General features: G+C 58.4%; 16 protein-coding genes. 7 read left to right on the top strand and 9 right to left on the bottom strand.

What is annotated here, in order from left to right; all coding sequences use genetic code 11:
• Positions 1-161 precede the first annotated feature (161 nt).
• The 6 genes from ACI77H_RS22230 to ACI77H_RS22205 form a co-directional block, all read right to left on the bottom strand.
• Entirely contained in the window at positions 162-1,472 is a 1,311-nt protein-coding gene (locus tag ACI77H_RS22230) for an ABC transporter substrate-binding protein (protein WP_407013858.1), read from the bottom strand.
• A 326-nt stretch (positions 1,473-1,798) separates the two neighbouring features.
• On the bottom strand, positions 1,799-2,704 hold the full coding sequence (locus ACI77H_RS22225) for an AraC family transcriptional regulator (protein WP_407013857.1): 906 nt from the start codon (positions 2,702-2,704) through the stop codon (positions 1,799-1,801).
• An 83-nt stretch (positions 2,705-2,787) separates the two neighbouring features.
• Entirely contained in the window at positions 2,788-3,561 is a 774-nt protein-coding gene (locus tag ACI77H_RS22220) for a phospholipase (RefSeq protein ID WP_407013856.1), read from the bottom strand.
• 223 nt (positions 3,562-3,784) lie between these two features.
• The gene (locus ACI77H_RS22215) at positions 3,785-4,687 is read right to left on the bottom strand and encodes a phospholipase (protein ID WP_407013855.1); all 903 of its coding nucleotides are present in this window, start codon (positions 4,685-4,687) and stop codon (positions 3,785-3,787) included.
• Positions 4,688-4,737: 50 nt separating this feature from the next.
• Positions 4,738-6,039 carry a glycosyltransferase gene (locus ACI77H_RS22210; RefSeq protein ID WP_407013854.1) on the bottom strand — a complete coding sequence of 434 codons (1,302 nt, stop codon included), beginning with the start codon at positions 6,037-6,039 and terminating at the stop codon, positions 4,738-4,740.
• A gap of 100 nt (positions 6,040-6,139) precedes the next feature.
• The gene (locus ACI77H_RS22205; protein ID WP_407013853.1) at positions 6,140-6,499 is read right to left on the bottom strand and encodes a response regulator; all 360 of its coding nucleotides are present in this window, start codon (positions 6,497-6,499) and stop codon (positions 6,140-6,142) included.
• A 260-nt stretch (positions 6,500-6,759) separates the two neighbouring features.
• On the opposite strand from ACI77H_RS22205, the gene ACI77H_RS22200 reads away from it, so the two are divergent.
• From ACI77H_RS22200 to ACI77H_RS22180, 5 genes are all read left to right on the top strand, one after another.
• A complete protein-coding gene (locus tag ACI77H_RS22200; protein ID WP_407013852.1) occupies positions 6,760-10,251 on the top strand; it encodes a response regulator in 3,492 nt (1,163 codons plus the stop codon).
• Complete coding sequence (locus tag ACI77H_RS22195) at positions 10,251-11,084, top strand: CheR family methyltransferase (RefSeq protein WP_407013851.1); 834 nt, start codon at positions 10,251-10,253, stop codon at positions 11,082-11,084. The genes ACI77H_RS22200 and ACI77H_RS22195 overlap by 1 nt, the downstream gene beginning before the upstream one ends.
• Positions 11,081-11,674, top strand: coding sequence for a chemotaxis protein CheB (locus tag ACI77H_RS22190; protein WP_407013850.1), 594 nt, complete (start codon positions 11,081-11,083; stop codon positions 11,672-11,674). The genes ACI77H_RS22195 and ACI77H_RS22190 overlap by 4 nt, the downstream gene beginning before the upstream one ends.
• The gene (locus ACI77H_RS22185; RefSeq protein WP_407013849.1) at positions 11,668-12,849 is read left to right on the top strand and encodes an ATP-binding protein; all 1,182 of its coding nucleotides are present in this window, start codon (positions 11,668-11,670) and stop codon (positions 12,847-12,849) included. Before ACI77H_RS22190 ends, ACI77H_RS22185 begins: the two co-directional genes overlap by 7 nt.
• Positions 12,850-12,926: 77 nt before the next feature.
• The gene (locus ACI77H_RS22180; RefSeq protein WP_150629631.1) at positions 12,927-13,304 is read left to right on the top strand and encodes a response regulator; all 378 of its coding nucleotides are present in this window, start codon (positions 12,927-12,929) and stop codon (positions 13,302-13,304) included.
• A gap of 97 nt (positions 13,305-13,401) precedes the next feature.
• Here the strand turns inward: ACI77H_RS22180 and ACI77H_RS22175 are convergent, their stop codons facing one another.
• The 3 genes from ACI77H_RS22175 to ACI77H_RS22165 all read right to left on the bottom strand — a co-directional run bounded on the left by ACI77H_RS22175 (position 13,402) and on the right by ACI77H_RS22165 (position 17,793).
• Positions 13,402-15,072 carry an ATP-binding protein gene (locus tag ACI77H_RS22175; RefSeq protein WP_407013848.1) on the bottom strand — a complete coding sequence of 557 codons (1,671 nt, stop codon included), beginning with the start codon at positions 15,070-15,072 and terminating at the stop codon, positions 13,402-13,404.
• Positions 15,069-16,571, bottom strand: a complete 1,503-nt coding sequence (locus tag ACI77H_RS22170) for an ATPase domain-containing protein (RefSeq protein ID WP_407013847.1) — start codon at positions 16,569-16,571, stop codon at positions 15,069-15,071. The genes ACI77H_RS22175 and ACI77H_RS22170 overlap by 4 nt, the downstream gene beginning before the upstream one ends.
• A 166-nt stretch (positions 16,572-16,737) precedes the next feature.
• On the bottom strand, positions 16,738-17,793 hold the full coding sequence (locus tag ACI77H_RS22165) for a tetratricopeptide repeat protein (protein WP_407013846.1): 1,056 nt from the start codon (positions 17,791-17,793) through the stop codon (positions 16,738-16,740).
• Between the two features lie 179 nt (positions 17,794-17,972).
• On the opposite strand from ACI77H_RS22165, the gene ACI77H_RS22160 reads away from it, so the two are divergent.
• Positions 17,973-20,120 carry an FUSC family protein gene (locus tag ACI77H_RS22160; RefSeq protein ID WP_407013845.1) on the top strand — a complete coding sequence of 716 codons (2,148 nt, stop codon included), beginning with the start codon at positions 17,973-17,975 and terminating at the stop codon, positions 20,118-20,120.
• Complete coding sequence (locus tag ACI77H_RS22155) at positions 20,110-20,310, top strand: DUF1656 domain-containing protein (protein WP_407013844.1); 201 nt, start codon at positions 20,110-20,112, stop codon at positions 20,308-20,310. Before ACI77H_RS22160 ends, ACI77H_RS22155 begins: the two co-directional genes overlap by 11 nt.
• Positions 20,311-20,312: the final 2 nt, after the last annotated feature.

Below are 20,312 nucleotides of genomic sequence, written 5' to 3'. Positions count from 1 at the left end.
CGATTGGGTGCAAATACAGGTCCAGGACAGACATCATTTCTGACATCGGCGCGGACCCTGTGGGAGCGGGATTACCCGCGATGACGATTTAAGAGCCGACGTTAATGTTGACGTTGACGGCCCCATCGCGGGCAAGCCCGCTCCCACAGGGGAAGTGGCGATTACTTTGGATAACCGGCGCGCTTCATCTCACGTTCGGTGGTTTGCTGGGCGGCGGTCAGGGCTTGATCGACCGTGGTCTGACCGATCAGCGCCGCCGAGAACGACTTGCCGACCTGGGTGCCAATGCCCTGGAACTCGGGAATGGTCACCAGTTGAATGCCGATGTACGGCACTGGTTTGAGCGTCGGCTTGCTCGGGTCCGCTGTTTTCAGCGACTCCAGCGTCACCTTGGCGAATGGCGCGGCGCTCATGTACGCCGCGCTGTAAGTCGAGGCCCGGGTGCCTGGCGGTACGTTGGCGATGCCGTCCTTTTCCGCAACCAGCGCCCCGTATTCCTTGGAAGTTGCCCAGGCACTGAAGGTCTTCGCCGCGTCCTTGGCTTTGGAACTGGTCGGAATCGCCAGCGCCCAGGAATAGAGCCAGGCCGAGCCTTTGTCGGTGACCTGGTGCGGCGCGTAGGTGAAGCCGACGTGCTCGCTGACTTTGCTCTGGGTCTTGTCGGTGACGAACGAGCCGGCAACGCTGGCATCGACCCAGATCGCGCACTTGCCGCTGTTGAACAGCGCCAGGTTTTCGTTGAAACCGTTGCTCGACGCGCCCGGCGGGCCGGACTTCTTCATGGTGTCGACGTAGAAGTTGAGTGCATTTTTCCACTCCGGACCGGTGAATTCCGGCTGCCACTTCTCGTCGAACCAGCGCGCGCCATACGCGTTGGCGACGGTGGTGATCAGCGCCATGTTCTCGCCCCAGCCGGCCTTGCCGCGCAGGCAGATGCCGTACTGTTCTTTGTCCCTGTTGGTGAGTTTGCTGGCGAATTCGCCGATCTGTTCCCAGGTCGGGTGTTCCGGCATGGTCAGCCCGGCGTCCTTGAACAGGTCGGTGCGGTAGTAGGTGATGGAGCTTTCGGCGTAGAACGGCAAGGCATACAGCGAGCCCTTGACCGACAGGCCTTCACGCACCGAAGGGAACACGTCGTCGAGGTCGTAAGTGGCGGGCAAATCCTTCATCGGTTCCAGCCAGCCCTTGGCGCCCCACAGTGCGGCTTCGTACATGCCGATGGTCAGCACGTCGAACTGCCCGCCCTGGGTGGCGATGTCGGTGGTCAGGCGTTGGCGCAGGACGTTTTCTTCGAGCACCACCCAATTGAGCTTGATGTCCGGGTGCTCGGCCTCGAAGGTTTTCGAGAGCTTTTGCATGCGGATCATGTCGCTGTTATTGACGGTGGCGATGGTCAGGGTCTGAGCGCCGAGGCTGACGCTGCTGAGGGTCATGCAGGTGAGGGCTAGCAGAGCTTTTACAGAAGGTTGCATCGTGCACTCCTTTTCTGCACCCGGTGGGGGCAGAAGGACAGTTATTGTTTTTGTGTCTTCCGGCTGCGGGAAGAATGTGCACTGATTACAGCCTTCAATTGCGGATGAGACAAATCATCCATCGCACTTGAATCGATACTATTTTGCACTGCTGATGCGGGCGCGAGATGCAGGGACAGGCTTTGCAGAGGAGAAGGGACATCGAATTTGTACAGGTTTTAATGGCCCCATCGCCGGCAAACCGGTTCCTGCCAGAGTCGCGCAAGACTTGTAGGAGCCAGCTTGCTGGCGATTCGATCTAAAATTTGACCCATTATCCAGAGCGATTAACCCAGATTCTGCTCAGTCAACCGCTGCACCGCCAACCGCCGATAGTGCGACGGCGTCATGCCTTTCAACTGCTGAAAACGCCGATTGAAATTGGAAATATTGTTGAAGCCCGACTCGAAACACACATCGGTCACCGGTTTGTCGCCATCGGCCAGCAGTTCACAGGATTTGCTGATACGCAGCCGGTTGACGAACTCGATGAAGCAGCGCCCGGTGGCTTGTTTGAACACGCGACTGAAATAGGTCGGTTTCATGCCCAGGTGCTCGGCGACTTCCTCCAGCGGAAGTTCACGGGCGTAGTGGGCGAAGATGTAATCCACCGCACGGTTGGTGCGATCGATATTGTGTTCGTCCGCCAGTTGCGGCGTGGTGGCACCGGACAGCAGTTGGTAGTCATCAGAGGCTGCCAGCAACTCCAGCAGAATGAAAAAGTGCCCGAGGCGGGTCACGCCTTTCGTGTCGGCGATGCGCTGCATCAAGCTCATCGCCTGGCGGATGGTGTGTTTGCAGCGAAACTCGATGCCGTATTGGGCGCGCTCCAGCAACGGAGCCAGCGTCTTCAGCTCTGCAAACACCTGGTGGCCGCTCTCGAACAACTCGTCGGTGAAGTTGACCAGCATGTCACGCTTGGGCACCACTTCGTCCTCGGCGACCTGGCTGATCCAGTTGTGGGGCAGGTTGGGGCCGGTGAGGAACAGTGTTTGCGGATAGAAGTTGCCAATGTAGTCGCCAATGAACACCTTGCCCGAGCTGGCGACGATCAGGTGCAGTTCGTATTCCTTGTGAAAATGCCAGCGAACCAAGGGGCAGGGGAAACCGTGCTGGCGATAGATGATCGACAACCCGTTGTGGTCGTCCATCAGTTCGTAGGAAGGATCGGTGACTCTGGCAGTCCGGGTCATATCAGGGCGCTTTTATTGTTATTGCGCCCTGATCATGCCTCTTTACCGGCCGACATTGCCAGCCTGCGGCATCTCGACCGACGTCATGCGCCCGCTGACAGATGCAAGGCGCCGCCGTAAACCGCCTTCATGCTCGATGCGCTCCAGCAGTAACGAACGATGTCTGACTCATCGAAAAAGTCGGTGCTGATAATGCTGCAGCGCGTCACCCAGTCGCGGGTCGGGTTGAACCAGGCGTTGATCTGGCGATTGATGTCCTGAGGACCGCCCAGAAAGCCGTAACTGATGGCCGACAACAACCATAGAAAGGTCTCGAATGGTGCGTCTTGCAGCTCGTTGGAAATGTAGCGTTCCAGTTCCGCTGTGTCGGTGAAGGTTTCACCGCTCCATTTGTGCGGGATGCGTGGCCAGAAGTAATCATCGTCCAGCCCCGTTACAAGGAGCGCTGCCAATACCAGTCTGCGGCGGGTGCTGATGCGCTTGAGTTCGCCCACCGTTTTCAACGCGTCGTAGGACGGTATGACTCGGTGCCCGAGTCTACTGACCAACAGATCATTGAGTTTCTTATGGTCAAAACGCTGGGCGCCGTCGCCCATCTGGTGGAAGTCGAAGACGATGAATTCGTCCGGGTTTTGATCAAGGAACGTGGTGGTTGCATCGATCAGCTCATCAAGGATGCGATGAGACTGAAAGCCATTGTGATGGAAGTAGAAAATCGATTGATCCTGGCCCTCGGTGTAACCAAGACGGATATCAAAGGCCCGTGCCCCGTTGGCCAGTTGCCACGCAAATGAATCGTTCTGACACGTGGTCCAGTGACCAATCACGACTTCATAGTTGGGGGCTTTTTTATCCATGCCGCTGTTATGAGTGCAGGGCCAGATTAAGTCGGTCAACTTCAGGCGGTCAATGCCGAGAACATTACTCATCCATTTTTTTTGTCGAGAATACCTTGGAGAGATGGGCTCATTGTTTTTCCTGATAGTGGCTTCAGCCCGTCCATGGGATGAAGTGGATATATGTAATTTCAAGCATGGAAGTGCGCTCCGACATTGCCAGTGACGGAAACATTCGCATGAATTAATGGTTGTAGGCGTTTGCCTTGATCAGGTTGGCCGTCCGGCAATGGCCTACCAGATTCGACGTTTCAAAAAAGTCGGCATTGATAATGCTGCTCTTCAGGACCCAATCCCTCGCCGCCGGATTGAACCATTGGTCAAGCTGCTCGCCGATGTTCACCGGACCGCCCGCTGCATGGTAACTGGTCGCGGAAAGCGACCACGGCAGGTCGCTGGAGGGCGGGTATTTCATCACCCGAGTGATATGCGCGTTCAGTTCACTGATGCTGGTTGTCCCGATCCCGCTCCCTTCGTGCTGGATGGACCGACTAAAGAAGGTTGCATCGAATGCCGGGTGATAGTCGGCGGCGACCAGCACACGTTGGGCATGACTGGCCCGTTTCAATTGACTGAGGGGCAGGATCGCATTTCTGCGAGGGATGATCCGGTCCCCCAGATGTGTCATCAACAGGCGGTTGAATTCGTGATGGCCAAGGTGTTGGTTGCCTGTGTTCAGCTGATGAAAATCCAGGACGATGAATTCATCGGGGTTTTCCTGCAGAAACCGGATCACGCTCGTGATCAGATTTTCCAGAGAGCGGGAAGAGCGAAAACCGTTGTGCTGAAACCAGAACGTTCCGACGCCATTGCTGCCGATTTCATACTCAAGCCGCAAATCGAGCGCACGTGCGCCGTGGGTCAATTGATAATAAAACGAATGGGTCTGACAAGCGGCCCAGTGACTGATCCCCGGCGCCGCGTAGGAAGCCTTCTTGTCCACGCCGGCATTATGAGCACCGGGCAAAACCAGTTCCGCAAGCGAGAGTGCATCAATAACGGGAAGTTGGGTCATCCAGTTGTGGACTGTGAAATGTTGAGTGTCATAGGGGAAGTGGTGAAAAAGTTGCTTTGCGTCGTTATTCATAGTGCGTCCTTGCACAGTGGGTTAATCGTCAGGTGAGACGATTCTAACGATCAAGTGTCCTCTTTAGTTCGATTTTTCGCTTCAATCCATTGCGCCATGTATTGAGTGCTCTTGTGTTGATGGTGACGCAACATGCTGCCGGTAAAGTTATTCCGTCTTAATGCCGAAAAGTGCTGTTGGCAATACTCGATTTTTGCAATCAGCGCCGGCCCGTGAGTGTGCACCTGGTAACGGTCGGCGAGCAGTTCCAGGCCAACAGTCTGGGCGTTCGACCATTGCGCCTGGTCTTTATAGAGTCGCACCGCGCAATCGGCAAATTCGCGTGCCGTGCGGGCCACGGCTCCCGGCCAAGGGCCTTGGCCATACATCGCTTCGGCGCCGATCGGCGTGGTGACATTCGGTGTACCGCAGATCATCGCATCGACGATTTTGCCCTTGATGCCCGCACCGAAACGCAATGGCGCCAGGCACACACGAGCGGCCGACATGACTTGCAACGCATCTTCTGCCCAGTTCATCACATGGAAGCCTTGCGCTGCATTGTGTAGCGCGGTCGCCTTGGGTGGCGTGTAGGCGCCGTAGATGAGCAAACGGGCGCTGGGCAATTGCTCGCGAATCAGTGGCCAGATGGTGGTTTTCATCCAGAGCACCGCGTCCCAGTTGGGCGCGTGGCGGAAGTTGCCAATGCTGAGAAAGTCCGCGCGTTCCGCAAAACCTGCTGGCGGCACACTCGGTGGATCGACCATCAGCGGGCACCAGTGCAGCAGGCTGCGTGGCACCTTGAACTGCTCGACCAGCAACTCGATTTCCGTTTCGGAAATCATCAGGTTCAAGTCGCAGCGATACAGCGCCGCGATTTCCCGCTTGGCCAGGTCGGTGTCGGCCATCAGTTCGAATTCTTCACGCAAGGCCGGCGCAAACAGCTCGTTGAAGTCATTGTCGTCGTCGCTGGCCTTCAACCGGTCCTTGAGCCGTTGATGCCGGGCATGGCGCAGGCTTTGCAAATCCTGGGTGCCGAGCACACGCAAAGCATTCGGGCAGTGCTTCTCGACACGCCAGCCGAACTGTTCTTCCATCATGAATTGCTCGAACAGCACGATATCCGGCGCCAGTTCACGGACAAACGTATCGAAACTGCTGTTGTTCAGTTCGATCGGCACTTCACGAATGCCCAGCGCCGTCAGGTCTTCCTGATGTTCGCCAGCGCCGGCCGGGCTGCTGAATGTCACGTCCCAGCCTTGTTGCAGGAACGTCCCCAGCAGTTGCATCACATACCCACCCGCCGCGGAAGAGCGAGGTTCGGGCCAGACGTAGCCGATAACCAGGACTTTGGTGGCGCGCGGTTGATTCATGCGGGGCGATTCCTTGAAGCGGGGGCAGGGGGATAAATGCGGGGCGCAATTAAACCACAGCCTCGGGCGATTCCTCAGCCCGCTCCAACGCAGGTTAGGCCTAGGCGAGCATGCCTTTGACTTTGTCGCGCAGTTGATCAATGGAGAATGGCTTGCCGATCACTTGCATGCCGGCGGGCACCTCAATGCTTTCGGCATAGCCGCTGGCGAACAGGATGGGCAGCTCGGGGCGAAGCATCCGCGCCTGGGTGGCCAGCTCGCGCCCGTCCATTACCGGTAAACCGACGTCGGTCATCATCAGGTCGATGTACTGGTCTTCGTCGTTGAGAAACTCCAACGCCTTTTCGCTGCCGTCGGCTTCGAGCACGTTGAACTCCAGTTCTTCCAGCACATCGACGATCAGCATGCGCACGATGGCATCGTCTTCGACTACGAGGATGATGGATTTTTCAGCGGACATAATGGGGCTCTCGAAAATTGAATATGCGGTGACCGGTCGATCGAAAATGCCGGTCTAGTGCTTCAGTAAGTAACGGAACCCGACAAGTTCCCAAGCTCGCTGGAAAAAGAATAGCTGCATCGCGCCGGCAAGGATAACTGCTCCTTTGCGCTGGAGCAGCTGAATGTAGGATTTCGCGTATAAACACGTCAGAAAATTGGATCAAAGCGGCAGATTTGGGGCAAACTCCTCGGTTTCCAACAGTTCGACAAGGCCCTCCCATGACGACTGAGTCTTCGGTTGATGAGCAACGATTTCGTAAACTCCTGAGCCGCAACGTCAGCCTGCCGTTGGGTGTCGGTGTGCTCAGTGCGGTGTTCTTTGTCTCGCTGATCACTTATCTGCTGTCGGTGATCCAGTGGGTCGAGCACACCGACCGGGTGATCAATAACGCCAATGAAGCGGTGAAACTGACCGTCGATCTGGAAACCGGTATGCGCGGCTTTCTGCTCAGTGGCGACGAGAAATTTCTTGAACCCTACGAAACCGCTCGGCCCAGAGTCGCGGTAGCGGTCAAGACCTTGCTCGAACTGACGGCGGACAACCCGGTGCAAACCGACCGCCTGCAACGGCTGCAAGCGGTACAGAATGAATGGGCCACGTACGCGCAGAGCATGATCGACTTGCAGCGTGCGAGCGGTGATTACCGCAGCGCGGTCAAGGCCGGGCGCGGCAAACGCCTGACCGATGAAATCCGCAAGCAATTCGAAGACGTGATCGACATGGAGCAGCAGTTACGCGCCACGCGTAACGAAGAAGTGCGCCGTACCACGATCTGGAGCATCAGCCTTTATCTGCTGTTCATTGTCGGCATCAGCGCGTTGCTCGCCTACATTGGCCGTCGGGATCTGCTCAACCTTTCGCAAAGTTACAGCGCTAACCTGGCCGCGCAACAGGCCAGTGCCCATCGGCTGGAACAGCAAGCCTGGCTGCGCAACGGCCAGACCGAGCTGGCCGAGCAAGTGCTGGGGCAACTGTCGCTCAATCTGCTGGGTCGCAACATTCTGCAGTTTTGCGCGCAATACCTCGGTACGGCGGTGGCGGCTATTTATGCGCGTGAAGAACATGGCGGCCTGAGCCGCATCGCCTCTTATGGTTTTTCCCGTGAGCAGGAAGCCCTCGAGCGACAGATATACAGCGGCGAAGGGATTGTCGGGCAAGTGGCGCAACAGGCGCGGCTGATACGCCTCGATTCTGTGCCAAGCAACTATTTCAAAGTCAGTTCCGGCCTCGGTGAAGGCCTGCCGCACAGCGTGCTGGTGGTGCCGACGAGCGATGACGGTCGGGTCAACGGGGTCATCGAACTCGGCTTCCTGCGCCCGTTGAACGATCGCGACATCGAATTGCTCGAACTGATCGCCGGCAACATCGGCACGTCCATCGAGGCCGCGCGCTATCGCCAACGCTTGCAGGAAGTGCTGGCCGAAACCCAGCAGCTCAACGAAGAACTGCAGGTTCAGCAAGAAGAACTCAAGACCGCCAACGAAGAGCTTGAAGAGCAATCGAGGATTCTCAAGGAGTCCCAGGCGCATCTGGAAACCCAGCAAGTCGAACTGGAGCAGACCAACGAACAGCTCGCCGATCAGGCACAGATCCTCGCCGAGCAACGCGATGCGATGGACCTGAAGAACACTGAACTCAATCAGGCCCAGGCGCAGCTCGAAGAGCGCGCCGAAGAGTTGCAGCGCTCAAGCAAGTACAAGTCCGAGTTCCTCGCCAACATGTCCCACGAATTGCGCACGCCGCTGAACAGTTCGTTGATCCTGGCCAAGTTGCTGGCGGAAAACCCGCAGGAAAACCTCAGCGCCGAACAGGTCAAATTCGCCGAATCGATCTATTCCGCCGGTAACGATTTGCTGAACCTGATCAACGACATTCTCGACATCTCCAAGGTCGAGGCCGGCAAGCTTGAAATGCGTCCGGAAAACACCAGCGTTGCTCGCCTGGCGGATGGTTTGCGCGGGATGTTCCAGCCACTGGCGACGGACAAGCACCTGGATTTCCAGGTCGATGTGCAGCCCGGTGCGCCGATGATGATCTTTACCGACCGCCAGCGTCTGGAGCAGGTGGTGAAGAATCTGCTGTCCAACGCGGTGAAGTTCACCGAGAAAGGCGCGGTCAGCCTGACCATCGCCAGTCAGCCAGGCGACGGCATTGCCTTTATCATCCGCGATACCGGGATCGGTATTGCACAGGACCAGCAGGAAAGCATTTTCGAAGCGTTCCGCCAGGCCGATGGCACCACCAATCGCCGTTATGGCGGCACCGGTCTGGGCCTGTCGATTTCCCGCGATCTGGCGGCACTGCTCGGCGGTTCCATCAGCGTCACCAGCGAACCGGGGCAGGGCAGTGTGTTCAGCCTGGTCTTGCCGCAGCACTACATTGAACCGGGCGAGGAACCGGTCAAACCGATGCAGGCCTCACCGGTCGCGATGGCGCCGAGAGTGCCGACTCCTGCCCCGGTGCCGTTGATCGCCGACGTTGATATTCCGCGTTTCGACGACGATCGCAGCAAGGCGCCGTTCAACACTCGCTGCATTCTGGTGGTCGAGGATGAGCCGAACTTCGCGCACATCCTCTACGATCTGGCCCACGAATTGGGGTATCAGTGCCTGGTAGCCCACGGCGCCGACGAAGGTTATGACCTGGCGAAGGAGTACATTCCCGACGCCATCCTGCTGGACATGCGCCTGCCGGACCATTCCGGTCTGACGGTGTTGCAACGTCTGAAGGAACACGCGCAAACACGGCACATTCCGGTGCACGTGATCTCGGTCGAAGACCGCGTGGAAGCCGCGATGCACATGGGGGCCATCGGTTACGCAGTCAAGCCGACCACCCGCGAAGAGCTCAAGGATGTGTTTGCCCGTCTCGAAGCCAAGTTGACCCAGAAGGTCAAACGCGTGCTGCTGGTGGAGGACGACGACTTGCAGCGCGACAGCATTGCCCGGTTGATCGGCGACGATGACATCGAGATCACTGCCGTCGGCCTCGCACAGGATGCGCTGGATCTGCTGCGCACGACGATTTTCGATTGCATGATCATCGACCTGAAACTGCCGGACATGTTGGGCAATGATTTGCTCAAGCGCATGTCCACCGAGGACATCTGTTCGTTCCCGCCGGTGATCGTCTACACCGGGCGCAACCTGACCCGGGACGAAGAAGCCGAACTGCGCAAGTATTCGCGCTCAATCATCATCAAGGGCGCCCGCTCGCCAGAGCGTTTGCTGGATGAGGTGACACTCTTTCTGCACAAAGTCGAATCGCGGTTGTCCCATGAACGGCAGACGATGCTCAAGACCGCGCGCAGCCGCGACAAGGTCTTCGAGGGTCGCAAAGTGCTGTTGGTGGATGACGATGTACGTAACATCTTCGCCCTCACCAGCGCGCTGGAGCAAAAAGGCGCAGTCGTGGTCATTGGCCGGAACGGTCGTGAGGCGATTGAAAAACTGAATGAAGTGGAGGACATCGATTTGGTGTTGATGGACGTGATGATGCCGGAGATGGACGGGTTCGAGGCGACGAGCCTGATCCGTCAGGACCCGCGCTGGCGCAAGCTGCCGATCATTGCCGTGACGGCCAAAGCCATGAAGGACGATCAGGAGCGCTGCCTGCAGGCCGGCTCCAATGATTACCTGGCCAAGCCCATCGACCTGGACCGCCTGTTCTCGCTGATTCGCGTGTGGTTACCGAAGATGGAACGCATTTAGTGGAACGCAATTATTCAGTGGAGCGAAATGGCGAAATCGAACTGCGCTTGTTGATTGAGGCGATCTACCTCAAATACAGCTACGACTTTCGTGACTATTCTGGCGCGTCGATCAAACGCCGTGTCCAGCATGCGTTGAGTCAATTCGAGTGCGCGACCATTTCGGCATTGCAAGAGAAGGTGCTGCACGACCCGACCGCGTTCATGCAGTTGCTGCAATTGCTGACGATCCCGGTCAGCGAGATGTTCCGCGACCCTTCGCACTTCCTTGCCATACGCCAGGAAGTAGTGCCGCTGCTCAAGACCTACCCCTCGATCAAGATCTGGATCGCCGGTTGCAGCACCGGTGAAGAGGTCTATTCGATGGCGATCCTGCTGCGCGAAGAAGGCTTGCTCGAGCGCACCATCATCTATGCGACCGACATCAATCCGCGCTCGCTGGACAAGGCCAAGCAGGGGATTTTCTCCATGGAGAATGTGCGGGCCTACACTCATAACTACCAGCAGGCAGGTGGCCAGCGTTCGTTCGCCGACTACTACACGGCGGCGTACGGCTACGCGATTTTCGACAAGAGCCTGTGTGAGAACGTGACCTTTGCCGATCACAGCCTGGCGACGGACAGTGTCTTTTCAGAAACTCAATTAATTTCATGTCGCAATGTTTTGATTTATTTCAATAAAAAGCTTCAGGACAGGGCGTTTGGATTGTTCCACGAGTCCCTTTGTCATCGTGGTTTTCTGGTGCTGGGCAGTAAGGAAACCCCGGATTTTTCGGCCTTCGGCAACCAGTTCGAGCCGTTGGTCAAACAAGAACGGATCTACCGTAAATCATGAACAGTGCTGCGGATTTACCTTCTGTAGAGGCGATCGTGATCGGTGCTTCAGCCGGTGGCGTGGAGGCGTTGCTGAGTATGCTCAGCCCGCTGCGTGATGGCTTCGCGCTGCCGATCATTGTCGTGCTGCACCTGCCGGACGCGCGTCGCAGCCACCTCGTCGAAGTGTTTGCCCGAAGAGTCGCAATGCCCGTTATCGAGGCGCATGACAAGACGCTGATCGAAGCGGGGACGCTGTATTTCGCCACCCCGGGCTATCACTTGTCGGTGGAACAGGACCGTTCCTTTTCCCTGAGCCTGGAAGACCGCGTGCATTATTCGCGGCCCGCCATCGATTTCCTGTTCTCGTCAGCGGCGGATGTTTACGGACCTGCCCTGGCCGCCGTGCTGTTGACCGGCGCCAACCGCGATGGCGCCAGCGGTCTGGCCCAGGTCAAGCACCGTGGCGGTCTGACCATCGTCCAGGATCCCGAAGAAGCCCAAGTCGCGACCATGCCCCTGGCGGCGCTGGATGTTCACCAGCCAGACCACATTCTCCCTATACGCGGCATCGGCCGTCTGCTTGTCGAGCTGGAACGAATAGCATGCTAAGTAACATCCAAGCCAAACTGCTGATCGTCGACGATCTGCCGGAGAACCTGTTGGCGCTCGAAGCGTTGATCAAGCGTGAAGACCGTATGGTCTACAAAGCCTTGTCCGCCGACGAAGCCCTGTCGCTGCTGCTGCAACACGAATTCGCCTTGGCCATTCTCGACGTGCAGATGCCTGGCATGAACGGCTTCGAACTGGCGGAGTTGATGCGCGGCACCGAGAAAACCAAGAACATCCCGATTGTGTTCGTCAGTGCCGCCGGCCGTGAACTGAACTATGCGTTCAAGGGCTACGAAAGCGGTGCCGTGGACTTCCTGCATAAGCCGCTGGATATCCATGCGGTGAAAAGCAAGGTCAACGTCTTTGTTGATCTGTACCGTCAAAGCAAGGCCATGAAACAACAGGTCGAAGCGCTGGAGCAGAGCCGTCGCGAGCAGGAAGCGCTGCTTAAGCAGTTGCAGAGCACCCAATCGGAACTGGAACAGGCGGTGCGCATGCGCGATGACTTCATGTCCATCGTCGCCCACGAAGTGCGTACGCCGCTCAACGGCCTGATCCTCGAAACCCAGTTGCGCAAGATGCACCTGGCCCGGGACAACGCCTCGGCGTTCACCCTGGACAAGATGCACGCGATGGTCGACCGCGACGAGCGGCAGATCAAAAGCCTGATTCGCCTGATCGAGGACATGCTCGATGTGTCGCGCATTCGCACCGGCAAGTTGTCGATCCGGCCGACACGCTTTGATCTGTCGGCGCTGGTGCGTAACTTGCTGCAAAACTTCGCCCCGCAGATCGATGCCGCCGAATCCTCGGTTACCCTGGACGCCGAGCATCCGGTGGAGGGCCATTGGGACGAATTCCGCATAGAACAGGTGATTTCCAACCTGCTGACCAACGCTTTGCGTTACGGCGCCAAGAGCCCGATCACCGTGAAGGTGTACAGTGAGAGCGGTCAGGCGCGGGTGGAAGTGCGCGATCAGGGGATCGGTATTGGAGAAGAAAACCAGAAACGCATTTTCCAGCAGTTCGAACGTGTGACGGCCAGACACGCCGTCGCCGGGCTGGGCCTGGGGTTGTTTATTTCAGAACAGATTGTGACCGCCCATGGCGGTAACATTACCGTCGAGAGCCGGATTGGCGAAGGCGCCTTGTTTCGCGTTTGTCTGCCGCTGTAGGAAAACAGCCGTTTAAACGCAACCTCTGATCGACCCCACGGTCGTATCAGCAGCTATTGACCGAACAAAGGCTTCCCATGAGTGAAGATGCACAAGATGTCGTATTGATCGTCGAAGATGACCCATCGATCCTGATGGTGCTGTCGGCCTACCTGTCCGGTGAGGGTTACCGGGTATTGCAGGCCGAAAACGGCGAGCAGGCCTTCGAAATTCTGGCGAGCAAGCCGCATCTGGACATGATGATCACCGATTTCCGCCTGCCGGGCGGGATCTCCGGCGTGCAAATTGCCGAACCCGCCGTGAAACTGCGACCGGAGCTCAAGGTGATTTTCATCAGCGGTTACCCGCAGGAAATCCGCGAGACCGACAGCCCGATCACGCGCACAGCGCCGATTCTGGGTAAGCCGTTTGATCTGGATGTGTTGCAGGAATTGATGCAGGACATGCTGTCGTAAGCATTTGTCGGCATGGCTCGACCGGTTGACCCCGGACCTGCAGGAGCCGGTTTACCGGCGAAGAGACCCCTGAGGTGTGCATCTACAGGGGCGCTCGTCAAATTCTAATCATCTCCCGCACCTTCGCCGTCAACAGGTCAAAGGTAAACGGCTTGGTGATCATCTGCATCCCCGGATCCAGGAACCCGCCACGTACCGCTGCGTGTTCCGCATAACCCGTAATAAACAACACCTTGAGATCGGGCCGGTATTGTCGGCCGATTTCCGCCAGTTGCCGGCCATTCATGCCGGGTAGGCCGACGTCACTGATCATCAGGTCGATGCGTTGCCCGGAATCGAGAATCGGCATCGCGCTGTCGGCATCGCCGGCCTCGACGAAGGCATAACCCAGATCACTCAGCACGGTGCTGACCAGCACCCGCACGGCCGGATCATCCTCGACGATCAGCACCGTTTCGCCGTTCTGCGCGAACAGCGCATGCTGCACGTCCGACGGACAATCCTGAGGCAGGTCACCCCTGAAACGCGGCAGAAACAGACTCACCGTGGTGCCTTCGTCCACTTCGCTGTGAATGGCGACATGCCCGCGTGATTGTTTGCTGAAACCGTAGATCATCGATAACCCAAGGCCCGTACCCTGGCCGATTGGCTTGGTGGTGAAGAACGGGTCGAAGGCGCGGTTGATCGTGCTTTGCGGCATGCCGCAACCGTTGTCGGTGACGCTCAGCACCACGTAGTCACCGGGCTCCAGGTTTCTGTGGGATTCGGTGAAATCGCTGCCCAGGTATTGATTGCTGGTTCTGACCACCAATTTTCCGCCGTCAGGCATGGCGTCCCGCGCGTTGATCACCAGATTGAGCAGGGCGCTCTCGAGTTGATTGGGATCGGCCTCGGCCACCCACAACGGCTCGTTCAACTGCATGTCCAGTTGAATGCTTTCATTGATGCTGCGCTGCAACAGTTCGCCCATGGACACCACCAGGGTGTTCATCGCCACGGGTTTGGAGTCCAGCGACTGACGGCGGGAGAACGCCAGCAAACGGTGGGTCAGGCCTGCCGCGCGGTTGGCCGACGTCACGCCCAGGTCGATCAGGCTGTCGAGGTCTTCCGTACGCCCACGCGCCAGGCGCCGGCGTAGCAGTTCCAGGCTGCCGATGATCCCGGTCAGCATGTTGTTGAAGTCGTGGGCAATGCCGCCAGTGAGTTGGCCGACCGCTTCCATCTTCTGCGATTGGCGCAGGGCTTCTTCGTTGTGGCGCAACTGTGCGGTGCGTTCCTCGACCTGCTGCTCCAGGGTTTCGAGAGTGGTTTGCAGGCGCGATTCGCTTTGACTCAAATCGATCAACCGGTCCCTGGCGTCATACTGTCGTCGTCGGCCGCGCAGCGCGGTGGTCACCAGGCTGATCAAAGTCACCGGATGAAAAGGGCGCTCAAGGAACGTCACATTGCCCAGTTGCGGGCCGAAGCGCGAGGCAGGGTTCTGTTCCGGGCCACCATGGTAGGTCATCAGAACAATCGGCAGATCGGACCACGACGGCTGCTGTTCAATCAGTCCTAACAACGGCTCGATATCGCTGCCCAGCAAGGCCTCGGAGGAGATCAGCAGCAACCCGACGCCATGCTCCAGTTCGGCGCACAGACCGTTCAGGTCGCGGGTGATGACGCCGTCGTAACCCGCTTCGTTGAGCATCATCAGGGCAATCTGGCTGTCACGTCCCAGCGGCGCGAGGATGATCGCGCGCTCGGACTTTGCTTCCATGACCGTCATGGGGCCTGGTCCCCGAGCAATGGATTGCTCGCACCCAGGTAAGTCGGCACGCCGCGCAACACACCCTGGAAAGCGTCCAGCGGTTCGCCGATGGTCATGCCGCTCCCGCTGATGCGGTATTCGCGAATGGTCGATTCGTGGCTGCCCGTACGTTTCTTGATAATCGAGATTGCCCGGCGAACCTTGCCCAGCGCTTCGAAGTAACGCAACAGGATGACCGTATCGGCCAGGTAGGTGATATCGACCGGGGCTTGCATGTCGCCGACCAGGCCGTGCTGGGCGACGGTCATGAAGGTCGCGGCGCCCTGGCGGTTGAGGTACAGCAGCAATTCATGCATGTGCAACACCAGGGCGTTTTCTCCGGGCATCGCCGCCTGGTAACCGTTGATGCTGTCGATGACCACGGTCTTGATATTGCGCTCGTCGACGCAGCGACGAACCCGGTGGGAAAACTCGCCGGGGGACAATTCCGCTGCATCCACTTGCTCGATCAGCAGGTTGCCGGTGTCTTGCAGGGCCTTGAGATCGATGCCCATGTTGTTCATGCGCTCAAACAGCAGGCCCAGCTCTTCATCGAAAATGAACAACGCGGCTTTTTCTCCGCGAGCGACGGCGGCAGCGGCGAAAATCATCGAGATCAGTGATTTGCCAGTACCGGCCGGGCCGAGGATCAAGGTGCTGGAACCGGTCTCGATACCGCCGCCGAGCAGGGCGTCCATTTCCTTGATGCCGCTGGTGAGTTGCGTGCGCACGTACTTGCCGCGATGTTCGGCGGCCACCAGGCGCGGAAAGACGTGGACGCCGTCGCCCATGATGGTGAAGTCATGGAAACCGCCACGGTATTTCTGGCCGCGATACTTTACTACGCGGATACGCCGGCGCTCGGCGCCATAGTTGGGGGTCAGTTCTTCAAGTCGAATCACACCGTGGGCCACGCTGTGCACGGTTTTGTCGAGGGATTCGGTGGTCAGGTCGTCCAGCAGCACCACGGTGGCGTCATAACGCACGAAGTAATGTTTGATCGCGAGGATCTGGCGGCGATAGCGCAGGGAGCTTTGGGCGAGCAGGCGAATCTCGGAAAGGCTGTCGAGCACCACGCGAGAGGGCTTGACCCGTTCGACCACTTCGAAAATCTGCTTGGTGGCTTCACCCAGTTCAAGGTCCGAGGAGTACAGAAGGCTCTGCTGATGCTCGGCATTGAGCAGGCTTTCCGGCGGGGTCAGTTCGAAGATGTGGATGTTGTCATCCAGCTCCCAACCATGGGAGCGTGCACCTTGGCGCAGCTCGCGCTCGGTTTCGGACAGGGTGATGTACAACGAGCGCTCGCCGGCTCTGGCACCGGCTAACAGAAAATGCAAAGCGACGGTGGTTTTGCCGGTACCGGGTTCACCCTCCAGCAAAAACACATGGCCGCGGGACAGTCCACCGGCCAGGATGTCATCCAGACCGTCGATGCCGGTGGCGGCTTTTGCACTGAACAACTCGTTAGATGTAGACAAAAAATGCCCTCTCATGACTAGGGGAAGCGAGGCAACAGGCCTGAAGTGCCTGAACGGACTGCCTGATCACTTGACCGTTGGCCGAGACGACGGTTCAACCTTTTGTTACACCTGACTTTGTAGGCGCTGGCTTGCTGGCGATGGCGACCGCCAGATCAACAATGATTTAAAGCCCTTGCTGCAACGCAGGGTCGTCGGGATTGAGTTGTTCGAGTTGCGCCAACAGAATCTGCACGTTTTGCAACTGCCCGCTTTCTTTCCAGTAATTGATCAACAACACCCGTGCCTTGCGGTCGGCCGGATGGCGCTGGACGATTTCCTGCAACTGCTTCTGCGCCGCTTCCAGCTCTTGTTCGCCGTGCAGCGTGGTGGCGAGGTCGTAGCGGTAATCCTTGTTGTCCGGTTCCAGCTCCACAGCTTTGGACAGGCCAAGCAGGGCGAATTCACTCTGTCCGTGATGCAACAACCAGAGCCCCAAGGCATGTTGCAAATAGGCGGAATCGGGTTGAGCCTTCAACTGTTTGGCCAATAACTGCCGGGCAGCTTCACTTTGGCCCTGTTTGTCCAGCACCTCGATCTGCATCACCAGTGCCGGCAGATTGTCAGGAGCCAGGCGCAAGGTGTTCTCCAACGCATGTTGCGCCGCCTTGAATTCGCCGTTGTGCAGATGTAACCGGGCCAGCTGATCCTGGTTTTCCGCACTGTCGGGCGCACTCGTGAGCACTTGCTCCCACGCGTCGATCGCCTGCTGCAACGGTCCGAAGTACAAGCCAAGGTCGTCCGGCGACAGTCCCAGCAATGCGTTCACGGCGGCAAACCGCACGCTTTGTTCGCTGTCATCGAGCAGCGGGCCCAGCAGCAGGCTGCGTTGGCCGTTGGGGACCAACCCGCTGATGCTTTTGATTGCAGCGATGCGCACCTCGACCGCCGGGTGTTGCAGGTCTGCGTCCGCCAGTTTCAGGGCGAGAGGGCTGGGATAATTGGGCAGTTCGGCATGCAGCCAGACGCGACGTTTGGGGGATATGTCAGGTCGACCCAACTGCTGATACAAAACCCGCGCTGCACCCGGTTGCCCCGCCCGCGCCTGGGTCAGCGCTTCGTTGAAACCGCGTTTGATCGCCTCCGGCACCACGGGCGTTGTGCTGCGCAGCAACAGCCAGGCAAGGCCGATGGCAAACAGGACACAGAGGCTGATGATCGGGTAACGGCGGGACTGGGGCATGCAGGAATCCGGAAGCTGGCAAGCTTTTGCAAGGTTGCCAGCTTCGGTCAGGCTGGGCTGTGAGTCAAACCCTGAGGCCATTACGCAGTAGATCGTCAGGATTTTTCCTACGAGGCCTGTCGACATTGAAACCCTGTCGAACCGCCGAAGCAGTGACTACGCTTGCTGTAGATGACTCGATGAGCACTCCCATGCAACCGTTGCTTCAATACTTCAAGGCAATACTCAACCCCGGGCAGGGGGTAGTGTTGTTCGCCTTGAGGACCATCGCGGCCGGGCTGTTGACGCTGTACCTGGCGTTCCTGTTCGACCTCGACCAGCCCAAGTGGTCGATCATGGCGGTGGTCATCGTCAGTCAACCGTTGGGCGGAATGGCCCTGGCCCGCAGCTTCGGTCAAGTCATCGGCACCACCCTCGGCGCCGTTGTCGCGGTGTTGATCATGGCGACCTTTCCCCAGGCGCCGTTGCCTTTCATCGTTACCTTGGCCCTGTGGCTGGCGTTGTGTACCGCCGGCGGGACTTTGTTGCGCTATACCAGTTCCCAGGCGTTTGTCTTGAGCGGCTACACGGCAGTGGTCGTGGCACTGCTGGCGGTGCCTGATCAGGACGGCACGTTCCTGCTGGCCGTGACCCGTGTCACCGAAACCTTGTTGGCGGTGGCCTGCGTATGCGTGGTCAGCCTGCTCACCGCGCGCCCGGAAACCGTGGCCCGGGACTATTTCGCCAAAATCGATCAAGTCATCAAGCTGCTGGCAACCCATGCCGCGGCGGTCATTCGCACCGAAGAAAGCGAGGCGGAGTTCCACCGCCGGCAGATGCAACTGTTGGGGGAAATCAGCGCCCTTGAAGGCGTGCGTCGGCATTTGTATTTCGACGCGCCACGGTTGCGCAGTGCCAATGGTCTCGTGCAGTTACTGGGTAATCAGCTGGTGCTGCTGACCTCGCGGCTGACGGCGCTGCGTCACCAGCGAGAACTGCTGACCGAGCGCTGGCAAGGGGCGCTACCCGAGGAAATCCAGCTGTTGCGCGCTGAAGAGCTGGCCTTCCTCGATCAGTTGGCCCTGCAAGGACGCTCGCTGTCGAGCGAGGCGCGGCACCATTTCGCGGCGCTGCAACAGCGTTTCGATGATCAGGCCTACAAGGCCGAACAACTCACCGAGACGATGCCTGCCACGTTGCGTTCCCTGGCCTGGGCACTGCGCTGGGAACAGGCCCGGATGTTGGAGCAACTGGGGCAGATGCTGGAGCTGAGCGACGCGATTCAGGAAGAACGGGCGGCCAGTTGCGTCTTTCGCGGCCAGGACAATCCGCTACATCTGGACTTCACCCTGGCGGCAATGAATGCGATTCGCGCCTTTACTGCATTGGTGGTGGCCGGGTTCATCTGGATCGAAACGGGTTGGGACGGGGCCCGGGGCGGGATGATTGTGGTGGGGATTCTCTGTTCGCTGATGGCCACTTTTCCCCGGCCATTACTGGCCAGCCAAAGCTTCGCCAGGGGGCTGGGTCTGGCGCTGGTGGTGTCGGCGCTCTACCTGTTCTTGCTGATTCCGATGATCAGTGGCTTCGAGCTGCTGGCCTTGCTGCTCGCTCCGTTGCTGTATGCCGTTGCGGTGGGGTTGTCCAGCCCGCCAACCACCGGCACCGGGATTGGCCTCGGATTGACGACGATGCTGTTGCTGGGTCCGCAAAACGTCGGCGTCGGGCAAAACACGGCGATTCAGTGGTTCGAGTTCGCCGGGGCCTATATCAGTGCCGCCGCACTGGCGCTAAGCGTGTATGCCTTGATCTTCCCGTTCCGGCCCGTGTTGCGGATACGTCGACTGTTCAATGAGAACTGCGAGCAGGTCTACGCTTTGTTGAAGACCCCGGTCACCGACGAACAACAATTTGCATTTGAAAGCCGCATGGTCGATCGCCTGACCATGATGTTGGGCCTATTGCCGGCCACCACTGACAAGCATTCCAGAGACCTGTTTGAAGTCAGCCTCGGGTGTATGGCACTCGGCGTTGCGTTGAATCAGCTCAGGCAACAGGGGCAAAGCAACACGTTGCTGAGTACCGACCAATTGAGCCGTTTGCTGACAGAGGTCCGCGAGACCGGGCGATTGATTGCCGGGCGGTCCGGGATCGACCTTGAACGGTTGCTGGAAAATTTGCGTGTCTTGGGTGATGAAATGGACGACTTGCATCTGGACGTTCATGAACACCTGTGGTCGGTCTTCAGGATGCGCGTGGCGTTGTTGATCGTGGTGTCGTTTCTGGAGCGATATCGCGCCTGGTTTCAACCCGCCGAACAGGAAGGAGACCCCGTCCTTGCCCATTGACCTGGAAATCGGGGGCGTCTATTTGCCGCCGATCGCGCAGGCGCTGTTGCTGGCCCTGCCGATTTTCCTGCTGCTGGACTGGACTTTGCGCCGCCTCGGTGTATTGCGGTTCGTCTGGCACGAAGCCTTGTTCGAAGGTGCGTTGTACGCCTGCGTTTGCGCGACGCTGATTCTGGTGATGGGAGCTTGATG

It is taken from the genome of Pseudomonas sp. O230, from assembly GCF_045447035.1.
Taxonomy (GTDB): Bacteria; Pseudomonadota; Gammaproteobacteria; order Pseudomonadales; family Pseudomonadaceae; genus Aquipseudomonas.
Note: the sequence above shows the minus strand (reverse complement) of the source record. Positions and strands in the feature narration are given on the sequence as shown.

Coding starts and splice junctions, on each gene's coding strand:
- ACI77H_RS22230 (WP_407013858.1), bottom strand. CDS start 1,472: ATGCAACCTTCTGTAAAAGCTCTGCTAGCCCTCACCTGCATGACCCTC.
- ACI77H_RS22225 (WP_407013857.1), bottom strand. CDS start 2,704: ATGACCCGGACTGCCAGAGTCACCGATCCTTCCTACGAACTGATGGAC.
- ACI77H_RS22220 (WP_407013856.1), bottom strand. CDS start 3,561: ATGGATAAAAAAGCCCCCAACTATGAAGTCGTGATTGGTCACTGGACC.
- ACI77H_RS22215 (WP_407013855.1), bottom strand. CDS start 4,687: ATGAATAACGACGCAAAGCAACTTTTTCACCACTTCCCCTATGACACT.
- ACI77H_RS22210 (WP_407013854.1), bottom strand. CDS start 6,039: ATGAATCAACCGCGCGCCACCAAAGTCCTGGTTATCGGCTACGTCTGG.
- ACI77H_RS22205 (WP_407013853.1), bottom strand. CDS start 6,499: ATGTCCGCTGAAAAATCCATCATCCTCGTAGTCGAAGACGATGCCATC.
- ACI77H_RS22200 (WP_407013852.1), top strand. CDS start 6,760: ATGACGACTGAGTCTTCGGTTGATGAGCAACGATTTCGTAAACTCCTG.
- ACI77H_RS22190 (WP_407013850.1), top strand. CDS start 11,081: ATGAACAGTGCTGCGGATTTACCTTCTGTAGAGGCGATCGTGATCGGT.
- ACI77H_RS22185 (WP_407013849.1), top strand. CDS start 11,668: ATGCTAAGTAACATCCAAGCCAAACTGCTGATCGTCGACGATCTGCCG.
- ACI77H_RS22180 (WP_150629631.1), top strand. CDS start 12,927: ATGAGTGAAGATGCACAAGATGTCGTATTGATCGTCGAAGATGACCCA.
- ACI77H_RS22175 (WP_407013848.1), bottom strand. CDS start 15,072: ATGACGGTCATGGAAGCAAAGTCCGAGCGCGCGATCATCCTCGCGCCG.
- ACI77H_RS22165 (WP_407013846.1), bottom strand. CDS start 17,793: ATGCCCCAGTCCCGCCGTTACCCGATCATCAGCCTCTGTGTCCTGTTT.
- ACI77H_RS22160 (WP_407013845.1), top strand. CDS start 17,973: ATGAGCACTCCCATGCAACCGTTGCTTCAATACTTCAAGGCAATACTC.